Here is a 10,496-nt window from a genome sequence, read left to right as displayed (position 1 = left end):
AATACCCGTAGCACCTGTAACACCGGCAGGTCCTTGTGGCCCAATCGCTCCTGTAGCTCCATTATTTCCTGTTAAACCAGTAGCACCCGTTGCTCCTCTGAGTCCTGTGGCTCCGGTAATACCCGTAGCACCTGTAACACCGGCAGGTCCTTGTGGCCCAATCGCTCCTGTAGCTCCGGTAGCACCATCCGTTCCTGCTATACCTGTAGCTCCTGTTGCCCCAACAGGTCCTTGCGGCCCCATAGCACCAGTAGCACCAGTTAAACCATTAGCCCCGGTAGCTCCTCTGAGTCCTGTGGCTCCGGTAGCACCATTCGTTCCTGCTATACCTGTAGCTCCTGTTGCCCCAACAGGTCCTTGCGGCCCCATAGCACCAGTAGCACCAGTTAAACCATTAACCCCGGTAGCTCCTCTGAGCCCTGTTGCTCCAACGGGGCCTTGTGGTCCGGTAGCTCCTGCTGGCCCTTGTGTGCCTGTGGCTCCCATTATTCCCTGTGGTCCTTGCGGCCCGGTAGCTCCTGTTACCCCCGGTGTACCGCTGCTGGCTGCATAGAGCGCATAGGGTACACTCATCATCTGGCTTGCACCCAGATTAATATAATTGTTCCCGGCTGCGGGGTCAATTTCTACCTGTAAAAATTTGCTGCCATTTGCCCAGTTGATAGTGGCAAAAGTTCCGGTTTGTGGTGTTCCGTTCCCTACCGTCAGCGTAAATAAACCCAGATTACTCGTCGTAGTTGTATGGGTTTCTGCATAAACAACAGACCCGTTGATGCTTCCTGTCAGAATGCTGAACCGCACCTTGATGTTCTGGCTGGCCAGCACATTTCCATTGCTGTTTCTGGCAATGGCCTGATACGGAATCCCGGGCGGTGCCTGGGCATGAAGCACTATCGGTATCATGAATAATAGCCAAAGGATATTTCTTTTCATAAGCTATATTGATAGTGATTAGGTGAATAATTCGTTTGTGGTAAATTCATAAAAGTATAGTTTCTGCCTTTGATGATGAGAATCTTTTCATCATCAAAGGCAATAAGTATTGATGTTTTCAGTGATTAACACAAGCCTGTATCTGTGCCTTAAAAATGCCGCCTGTCTGGGTTTCGAAACCGGGAGTCAACACCACTGCATTGCCAGCCTGATAGGTGACATTAGCCGTATTTCCTACTTTGTTTCCTGCGCTGATTGTGCTTACGACCTGTTTGATTTCGGTGTTGCCCGTTACATAGTCATTGGCTGGGCTTTGAAGATAAGTGTTCTGCGGATTGATTTTTAGCTGCGACATCGTCGGATTTCCGGCATATACCTGATTAGAAGACACTACCCGTATCAGGTAATTATTGCCCTCAGGCGTATTGAGCGGAATGGTACAATTCACTGTTCCGGCAGCATTGGTTGTGCCAATAGTAACAGGATTATCGAATACTCCCTGAGGATTGGATAATTGCACCTGAAATTGATTGCCCGGATTGAAAGTGCCCGAAGCACTGAAGTTTACATCTACATTAGATCCGGCACAGATATTGGGTGTCGAGAGGCTCGGCATAGAGATAGTAGCCATATTGCCCACAACCGTAAAGTTCGTAACCACAGGGCCGTAAGTCAGGCCACCGCCTTTATTATCTTCGGCGTATCCGGTCACGGTAAGGGTATAGTTCCCCGGAATGAAATTCCGGCCATAAACATTATTGCCGAGGTTATCAAAGAGCGCGCTTGGGTGAACATTCTGAATAATATTCCAGTTTAATTCCGGCCCCTGAATATTCATCTCAAAGCTTCCGATAGCCACATTGCTACAAACACCTGTAACCAGAATAGATACCTGCTCAGGTATCTGATTAATAGTCATTCCACTCACCAAAGGAAATAAATTCTGATAAGGATTTCCGGCTTTTACGTATTGGTAATCAACTACACTGACACAGATACTCGTGTTCTGCTGAAAACCTTGCGTGGCCGATAGTCCGGTTCCGGTTAGTTCGGTAATGAAAGTTTCACCCAATGTCCAGGATACCTGCAGATTGCCCGTAGCACTATAACCACCCGCAGATGCAATCACCTTAGGGGCAACCTCAATCTGAGCTTTCAGAAGCTGATTAGATAGCGTAAGCAAAAGAAATAATATACAAGTAAAGTTTGTTTTCATGCAAATACAGTTGTGTGACAGGCGCATTGTATGCCCATCAATGAAACAGTGTAACCGTTAAAAGGAGCCTTCAGGAAGTAAGTCGTGTGTGACGCAGAGTAAAACAAATATTTCCGCTCAGAATAATCTGATTACAAAGAATAGGGCATGCTTAAAAGCTTTATAGTTGTATTAAAGCAGTTAAAGTGAGGTAATAGATAAGTATAAGTACTTATGATCGTGGTAAAATATGCTCAAATGTAATCAAACACTAACGCCATGTCAATAAAAAAAGAATTGATTTATTGAGCGTATCGAATTCTTGGAATAGTACAATATTTTTTGTCTTTAGAGGAAAAATACAGCTGTTTTTTTGCAGGGGCGAAGGGCATGGAGCAGAGGGAGAATAGTTAATCTTTATTACTATCTCTTTCCCAATAACCCTTTGCTCCATGCCTCAAGCTCTTTATCCTATGCCCTTAGCCCCATGCCCTCTGCCTATTAATATAGAAAAATCATTCACTCACTTTTTTTAACTTGAAATCACCGGTATTCGCTGGAGGTTCTCCTGTAGTCCATAAATAATCATTTTTTATCACGACATCGAATTCTAGTTCTTCACCACCCGAAAAAGAAGGCGCCGAACCAAATGGGATTCTGAATACTAATGGTTCCTGCGTAATTGGTTTTTTTCTTTCAACAGCAATGAGGATATAGTCTTTTCCTTTTGTACTATTAAAGAGGGTATGATTAGCTTTTATCTTTAGATGGCGGTCGCCCACCACATTTCTTTTATAATGATTATATTCATTAAAATTAAATTCTTTAGAACTTCCGTTACTGTAGATGATTTTTATCTTACCTAACTGATCAGTGATATTGCTGTCAAGCGTTATGAAAATAGAATCTTTACGCGCTTTTTGTGAAAACTGCCCGACCGACATAATCGCTGAAATATGAAATAAGGTATCGTTTAACTTTCTTATCTTTCCACGGTGGTCAGCATAACTACTAAGGTCATCACCACTATATACAAAGTCTACAGTGCGGTCCTGATTAATGCGTAACAGGCAATCATCATGATAATCAGGAATCCGTCCACTATATATTTGTCCGAATGAGGTATGGCTTAGCAATACTAATAGGACATAGAATAGCTTTGGATAGGCGTATTTAATAATCATAAAATAGAAGGTCCTTTTTGGTAAAACTACTGGTATATCAACGCCTTGCAGACGATGCCCTTACAATCAACTCAACCGGAAATTTGATGGTTTGGGGTTCTATTTTTTTATCCGTAGCGGAAGTATCCAGCATAGTTAGCAGATGATTAATAATATTCGATGAAATTTCTTTCACAGGTTGTTTAATTGCCGTAATTCCTGGACTCAGCACATCATACAAAAGGTGGTCATCAAAACTCACAATGCCCATTTTTGCGTATTTTCCACCCAGTTTGCTAATGGCCTTCAATCCGCCTAAAGTCAGGAAGTTTGTACTGAAAAACACAGAGTCCAGTTCCTCATTTGAGGTCAAAAACTGCGTAATTTTATTGATTATCTCCTCATAATTCAACTCATAGGGTAATTTAAGGATATTTGTATTCAGGTTATGAGATTTAATAAAACTGCTATAACCATCTATCCGTTCGTTCTGGCTATAAAGGTCAAGCGTAATAAAACCAATATTCCTGAAGCCGTTTTCATACAAATGTTGAGTGGCCTCAAAAGCCCCTTTTTTATTATCAACTACAATATTGAAAGTATCCAGCTCAGGGAAATGACAGTTGAAAATAACCATCGGTTTTCCCTCTTTTTTAAGGTCAGCAATGGTTTCTTCAAGACCTGCAATCGGCGAAATAATAAACCCGTCTACATTTCGGTCATGCAATAATTTGATTACAGATTTCATCTGATTCAGTTCATTATTCGAACTCGTCACAATAAGTGTATATCCGGCTTTAAGGGCAATTTTCTCAATTCCACTGGCTACTTCCGAAAAAAATGGATTATTAATGTCCCCAACAATCATCCCGATCGTGCGGCTTTTTCCGGTACTCAGACTACGGCCCAGATGATTGGGCTGATACCCTACTTCTTTTACATACGCTTCAATTTTCTGAATAACTTCTTTGCTGATTCTTTTTTCCTGGCCCTTGCCATTCAATACAAAAGAGAGGGTGGTTACCGAAACTTCTAATTCCTTAGCAATATCGTAGATAGACTTTTTCTTTTTCAATGCAGATGGTTTATTTTATTTCTCAAAAATATAAATAATTCCTGATTCTTCAGCATTTATAGGGCAGGGCATGGAGCGGAGGGCATAGGGTAAAGAGCATAGAGCATAGGGCATAGGGTAAAGAGTATAGAGCATGGGGTAGAGGGGATTGGGAAAGAGATAGTAATAAGATTAACTATTCTCCCTCTGCCCCATGCTCTTCGCCCCCTGCAAAAACACCCATAAAAAAAGCCCATTACTGGGCTCCTTTTACTAATGACTATTTTTCATACCCCTCTGCTCCATGCCCTCTGCCCCATGCGATTAGGCCAATTTCCCTTTCTGTTTCCAAAGCATACTGATACCTTCAGACTCAAAATCAAGAAACAGGAAATCGAATGGGTCGATAAACTGATTGTTTTTCTTTAAGGTATAATGCAGATGCGGGCCTGTTACAGTACCTGTAGCACCTACTTTACCAAGCAACTGACGGCGCGAAATTTTTTGTCCTTTTTTTACAGATATTTTGCTCAAATGCCCGTAAATCGACTCAAAGCCATACAGATGTTTGATTTTTACATAGTTGCCAATGTCGCTTTTATAGCCTGCTTCTATTACCTCGCCTTCGCCGGTTGCATATACTTTCTCGCCAGTGTCGCCTTTCAGATCAATACCTCTGTGAAACTTCGTCACATTATGAACGGGATGGTTGCGTGAACCATAAAAGGAATTGATGTGAATATCTTTGTCTAATGGGTAGCCTGCCGGAATCGTCTGTATGTAGTTTTCCTTTAAAGGATCGCTATAAATATAGCGCAGAATGTCGTTTACTTCGAGTAGTGAATTTAAACCTTTCCAGTTGTCTTCTTTGATTGTTTTCGTTGAATTGTTAAGGGCAATGTTCTGGGAAAATCCTGATGTGATACATCCAAAAATTACTAAAAATCCTAACACTGTTTTCTTCATTCCTGACTGTTTTTGTTGAAAATTTTTGCAAAAGTAACCAATTTCTATCAAACGCAGCAAATTATATTATTATTGCGCACACGAATAAATTGGACAATTTCAAGAGGTAAAGGTTTAATAGATTTATAGAAATACTTGTCAGTCAGTCACTTAAATGCAAAATAAATCTACGTATATTTGTACACCCATTTACTAAGGAAGCAACAGCAATGAATATTGAAATAACCAACCATAACGGCGTATTTATAGCCGAATTGATAGCAAACGATGAGATTGTGGTAAAAGAAGTACAGGATGCCCTCGACATCATGGCTAATGCCGCTTATGCTGGTGCAACGACATTAATTTTTCATGAAAAAAATATCACACCCGATTTTTTCGACCTGAAAACCGGAATAGCCGGAGATATTCTACAAAAATTTTCAAACTACCAGATGCCCCTCGCCATTGTCGGAGACTTCTCCAGATACACCAGCAAAAGCCTGCGCGATTTCATCTACGAAAGTAACAAAGGCGGCAAAGTGAATTTTGTAGCAAGTACTGAAGAAGCAAAGGAGAAGTTGGTGAGGAAGTAGGAAACTTCTTCCTTCTTTGCGACTTTATCACTATCAATTAGCCACAAATCCAAAATCAACAAGCCCTGAAATGGAATTTGTATTGTCTTCCATATCAGGGTATCTTGGTGGCGCAGTCAATGTTGGTTGGCTTGCATAAGCAAATGCCAGCACTTTTAGATTACTTTTTATTATAGGATAAGTTACCGTTGAACCCGATTTAGGATAAGCATCATTCCAGTTATTAGAAATAATCGAGATAAAATACTCTTTATCCGCCGTAAGTGCCAGCTCTGGAATATCAGCCCATGATTGTACATTATCAGCCGTTTGATAAACATATTGCCGGGCAATTACGGTTTTTGTTGCAATATCCCAGATAGAAACGCGGTATACCCCGGCTTTAGGCAATTTAGAGCCTACTTTTACCATATTGCCTTTTTTAGTTACCACAAATCGCAAACCATATTCATAAATCGTATTGCTGGGATTAGGCGTAACCAATACCCTCATGGTACTATCAGCCAGAAAACCCGAAAAAACTTCTGCCTATTTCACTACTGATTTTGATTTAGTAATCAAGACAGGTACACAATTTCTGGGTTCACAGGCTACAGTAGCATTGCTTAGATTAGCAGCTACTTCATGCGTTTCTTTGAGTGCTTTGGTCTTTTGAGTTCCCTTCGGTTTTATAGGTTTAACTTCAGTAAAGTTATTAGCAAAAGCAGTGGAAATGCTTAAGAATAGTGCCAATGCGCAAAGCTTGCAGCAAACAGTTAAGGATAAATAATTGGTAATTTTCATTGTCTTAAAGTGGTAAATGCTTTACCCAGCAAATAATTGTTAATGAGGTAATCATACTTTACATAAAACATTCTATCAAAGACTATACCAAAAAATAAAGCCTACATCCCGAAGAATATAGGCTTTATTGAAGAAAACCAGAATTATCTTACAATTCTCTTACTTTGATATTTTTAAACCATACCTGGTTGCCATGGTCTTGCAGGGCAATTTTACCTTTCGCAAATTTGCCAAATCCTTCCCAAGTTTTGAATTTGCTGTTAGCTACCATATTGTCCCAACCCGGACCTGTCAAATCAAATTGCAATGTTTGTTTGCCGTTCAACCAGAAAGTGCCTTTGTTAGCTTTGTGGTCGATTCTCATTTTTGCTGTATTCCACTCACCAGCAGGTTTTACAATATCAAAACTCGAAGGAGGAATCATGTCATACAATGAGCCTGCTTTATGGTTACCATTTTTACCAGCTTTGGCATCAGGATGTCCCTGGTCGTCTAATACCTGCATTTCAGGACCTGTTGTGTATGGGCAGCAGTATTTTTTATCTTCTACTACACCCCACATTACCCCACTATTGCCTTTTTCAGAGATTTTCCAGTCCATTTCCAGTTCAAAGTTTTCGTATTCTTTATCTGTAACCAGGTCTCCACCACCTCTGCCTGTCAATACCATAGCTCCATCTTCTACTTTCCATTTGTCTGATACTGGCTCAGTTTTGTTGAAAGCATGCCATCCGGTGAAATCCTTACCGTTAAAAATTGATACCCATTTTCCTGGTTTGTTAACAAATGCCGTAGTAGCGCATGTAATAATTACTGCCATCATAGCTACGCCTAATTGAATTCTTTTCATTGTAGATATTTGAGATTGAGGTTGATTTGAGCCCAAAAGTACATAATAAAACCTATGCAAACCAAGTGCGAAAATTTTATTATTCTTTTGAATCGGAAGTTATAACGACAACGTTTGTTTGATATTATTACCCCGCACCCCAATTCTTTTCAATAATGGGGGCGGACGTTGCACTGAGGGAGTTTCTTATCCCCTCCCCATTGTTGGGGAGGGTTAGGGTGGGGTCTTTATATACCCAAAGCTCTACGGTTTACTGCCTCATCAGCGCCAGTAGCCGCGAAATCATCAAATGCACGCGTAGCTACCTCAATGATATGGCTGGCAATGAATGGTGCTCCTTCAGCCGCACCTTGTTCAGATGATTTAATACAACATTCCCACTCTAATACTGCCCAGCTATCATAATTATATTGAGACAATTTGCTGAAAATGCTTGAGAAATCTACCTGACCATCTCCCAATGAACGGAAACGTCCGGCACGGTCAGCCCAACCTGCATAACCACTATAAACGCCCTGACGACCTGAGGCATTAAACTCAGCATCTTTAACGTGGAATGCCTTGATACGCTCGTGATATAAATCAATAAATGCCAGATAATCTAATTGTTGTAGCACAAAGTGACTTGGATCATAGTTGATACAAGCACGTTTATGACCTTTCAGGTAATCAACAAACATTTCGAAAGTTGTACCATCATATAAATCTTCGCCCGGGTGTAATTCGTAGCAATAATCTACGCCGTTTTCATCAAAAATATTCAGAATCGGCTCCCAACGATTGGCTAATTCTTTAAACGCAGTTTCAATTAAACCGGCAGGGCGTTGCGGCCAAGGATATAAGAAAGGCCATGCCAAAGCACCCGAGAAACCTACATGCGTAGCGAGTCCTAAATTCTGAGAAGCCTTCGCTGCCCATTTCAATTGTTGCTGTGCCCATTGGCGGCGCGCAGGCTCATCACCATGCACCGAAGCAGGTGCAAAAGCATCATACATGGCATTATAAGCCGGGTGAGAAGCGATTAATTGTCCCTGTAAGTGCGTTGACAATTCAGTAATCGCCAGACCTTTATCAGCCAGTTTGCCTTTCAGTTCATCGGCATAGGTTTTTGATTCAGCTGCTTTTTGTAGGTCAATTACACGGCTATCCCACGTAGGCAACTGGATACCTTTATATCCTAATCCTGCCATATAGTCGGCAATGGTATCTAATGAATTAAACGGGGCTTCATCGCCCAGAAATTGTGCTAAAAATATCGCTGGTCCTTTTATTGTTTTCATAAATCTAATAACGAATTAGTGAATGGCGAATTAGCGAATAACTCAGCCATTCTGATATGTATTTTTTCTTGATTTTGACAGAATTAGCAAAACTTCACTACTGTCGTTAATTAAATTACTTAATTTCTCTAGTTTAAAATAGTTCAGGTCAATTAGCATTTCTAGCCAGAAAATAGACTCGTCAATTTCTTCGATGACAATACTTATTTTGGCATAAAATTCATTTTGACTTCTAGCTCTACAGCCCTGTAATTGGTTGCAGATGAGGTAGATGAACGCACTAATTGTTTTCCGATATGTTGAGCAGCGAAGTCATTTAGTGGTAAAGCTTTATAAACATCAATACATCTGATAGCGAATGACTTTAATCTTTTTTCGATTGTTTCCGCGAATTGAAACCGTTCCTCCTCTGAATACTTAGATGGATATCTCTGCTTCATAGATTATTGAATATTCGATATTTGTAACATATATGTGTTTATAAATTATTCGCTAATTCACCATTCGCCATTCACCATTATGACTTAAACTTGACCCATTTACTATTACTCTTCCCCGACGCAATAACCGTCTCCACAAACTGCATACCTCTAATACCATCTTCAATAGTAGGAAAATCCAGTTCGATTTCCGTAGGTGTTTCGCCGTTCATACGTTTACGAACAGTTCTGGCGAAATTGCGATAGATATTGGCAAAAGCCTCCAAGTATCCCTCAGGATGGCCTGATGGAAGACGGATATTCGCTTTAGCCTCAGGACAAAGATTGCCAACTGACGGACGATACAAGTGGTGGAATTCCTGCGTTTTATGTGCCAGGGTATTTGGCTCCATCTGTTGCCAGTGCACACTACCTAACTCACCGTAAACTCTGATATTCAGGTTGTTTTCGTCACCATTGGCAATCTGGCTGCAATGAAGGATCCCTTTCGCACCATTATCAAAGTGTAAAAGAATGTTGGCATCATCATCCAGCAAGCGTCCTTCTACGAAAGTGCTTACATCTGCACACATTTCAGTGATTTTCAAACCTGTGATGTATTCAGCCAGATTTTCGGCGTGTGTACCAATATCACCTACGGCACCTGCAATACCTGAGCGCTTAGGGTCTGTGCGCCACTCGGCTTGTTTATACCCCCGTTTTTCTTCCAGAAAAGCCAGCCAGCCTTGCGGATACTCTACTACTACTTTTCGGATAGCTCCCAAAGCGCCGCTTTGTACTAAATGACGTGCCTGTTTTACCATCGGGTAGCCCGTGTAATTATGCGTAAGCGCAAAGGTCAATCCGGTTTTTTCAACAAGGTCTTTGAGTTTTTTTGCTTCCGGAAGCGTGAAAGTTACCGGTTTATCGCAAATCACATGGAAGCCGTTTTCCAATGCCATCTTGGCAGGGGCAAAGTGCATGTGGTTAGGAGTAACAATCGACACCGCATCTATCTTGTCTTTGCGGCGTTTTTCTTTCTGAATCATTTCTTTGAAATCGCCGTAGCAGCGGTCAGGGGCAATCATCAAATCTTCTCCTGATGCTTTTGATTTCTCGGCTGTTGAACTAAAAGCTCCACAAACCAAATCGATTTCGCCATCAATGGCAGCAGCTGTTCGGTGGACAGCACCAATAAACGCTCCACGTCCGCCACCGACCATTCCCATTCGGATTTTTCGTTGCATATTGTAGACTAAAGGGTTGAAATAATAATTA

The 10,496-nt window shown here is 41.2% G+C and carries 12 protein-coding genes; 2 read left to right on the top strand and 10 right to left on the bottom strand.

Annotated features, from left to right (window positions below; all coding sequences use genetic code 11):
• The 5 genes from ACYVFA_RS20815 to ACYVFA_RS20795 form a co-directional block, all read right to left on the bottom strand.
• Positions 1–933 (bottom strand): collagen-like domain-containing protein (locus ACYVFA_RS20815; protein WP_460473785.1); only part of this gene is annotated, 933 nt, incomplete at its 3' end.
• A gap of 118 nt (positions 934–1,051) precedes the next feature.
• Positions 1,052–2,149, bottom strand: a complete 1,098-nt coding sequence (locus tag ACYVFA_RS20810) for a 3-coathanger stack domain-containing protein (RefSeq protein ID WP_460473784.1) — start codon at positions 2,147–2,149, stop codon at positions 1,052–1,054.
• Positions 2,150–2,643: 494 nt separating this feature from the next.
• Positions 2,644–3,312 (bottom strand): hypothetical protein, encoded by a 669-nt coding sequence (locus ACYVFA_RS20805; protein WP_460473783.1) that lies wholly within the window; start codon positions 3,310–3,312, stop codon positions 2,644–2,646.
• A 37-nt stretch (positions 3,313–3,349) separates the two neighbouring features.
• The gene (locus ACYVFA_RS20800; RefSeq protein WP_460473782.1) at positions 3,350–4,366 is read right to left on the bottom strand and encodes a LacI family DNA-binding transcriptional regulator; all 1,017 of its coding nucleotides are present in this window, start codon (positions 4,364–4,366) and stop codon (positions 3,350–3,352) included.
• 303 nt (positions 4,367–4,669) lie between these two features.
• Positions 4,670–5,311: a M23 family metallopeptidase gene (locus tag ACYVFA_RS20795; protein ID WP_460473781.1), complete on the bottom strand. Its 642-nt coding sequence runs from the start codon at positions 5,309–5,311 to the stop codon at positions 4,670–4,672.
• Positions 5,312–5,520: 209 nt separating this feature from the next.
• Here ACYVFA_RS20795 and ACYVFA_RS20790 point away from each other — a divergent pair, with 209 nt between their 5' ends.
• Entirely contained in the window at positions 5,521–5,886 is a 366-nt protein-coding gene (locus tag ACYVFA_RS20790; protein ID WP_460473780.1) for a DUF4180 domain-containing protein, read from the top strand.
• Positions 5,887–5,919: 33 nt separating this feature from the next.
• Here ACYVFA_RS20790 and ACYVFA_RS20785 read toward each other — a convergent pair whose 3' ends face one another.
• Complete coding sequence (locus ACYVFA_RS20785) at positions 5,920–6,378, bottom strand: hypothetical protein (protein WP_460473779.1); 459 nt, start codon at positions 6,376–6,378, stop codon at positions 5,920–5,922.
• Between ACYVFA_RS20785 and ACYVFA_RS20780 the strand changes: the two genes are divergently transcribed.
• Complete coding sequence (locus ACYVFA_RS20780) at positions 6,377–6,541, top strand: hypothetical protein (protein ID WP_460473778.1); 165 nt, start codon at positions 6,377–6,379, stop codon at positions 6,539–6,541. The two genes, ACYVFA_RS20785 and ACYVFA_RS20780, sit on opposite strands and share 2 nt — an antisense overlap.
• Positions 6,542–6,817: 276 nt before the next feature.
• Here the strand turns inward: ACYVFA_RS20780 and ACYVFA_RS20775 are convergent, their stop codons facing one another.
• The 4 genes from ACYVFA_RS20775 to ACYVFA_RS20760 all read right to left on the bottom strand — a co-directional run bounded on the left by ACYVFA_RS20775 (position 6,818) and on the right by ACYVFA_RS20760 (position 10,465).
• Complete coding sequence (locus ACYVFA_RS20775; protein ID WP_460473777.1) at positions 6,818–7,519, bottom strand: 3-keto-disaccharide hydrolase; 702 nt, start codon at positions 7,517–7,519, stop codon at positions 6,818–6,820.
• A 227-nt stretch (positions 7,520–7,746) separates the two neighbouring features.
• Positions 7,747–8,799 (bottom strand): sugar phosphate isomerase/epimerase family protein, encoded by a 1,053-nt coding sequence (locus ACYVFA_RS20770; protein ID WP_460473776.1) that lies wholly within the window; start codon positions 8,797–8,799, stop codon positions 7,747–7,749.
• 42 nt (positions 8,800–8,841) lie between these two features.
• Positions 8,842–9,063 carry a four helix bundle protein gene (locus ACYVFA_RS20765; protein WP_460473839.1) on the bottom strand — a complete coding sequence of 74 codons (222 nt, stop codon included), beginning with the start codon at positions 9,061–9,063 and terminating at the stop codon, positions 8,842–8,844.
• Between the two features lie 253 nt (positions 9,064–9,316).
• Positions 9,317–10,465 carry a Gfo/Idh/MocA family protein gene (locus tag ACYVFA_RS20760; protein WP_460473775.1) on the bottom strand — a complete coding sequence of 383 codons (1,149 nt, stop codon included), beginning with the start codon at positions 10,463–10,465 and terminating at the stop codon, positions 9,317–9,319.
• Between the last annotated feature and the right edge of the window lie 31 nt (positions 10,466–10,496).

The organism is Emticicia fontis (genome assembly GCF_054779675.1).
This window is presented reverse-complemented; position numbering and strand designations above follow the sequence as displayed.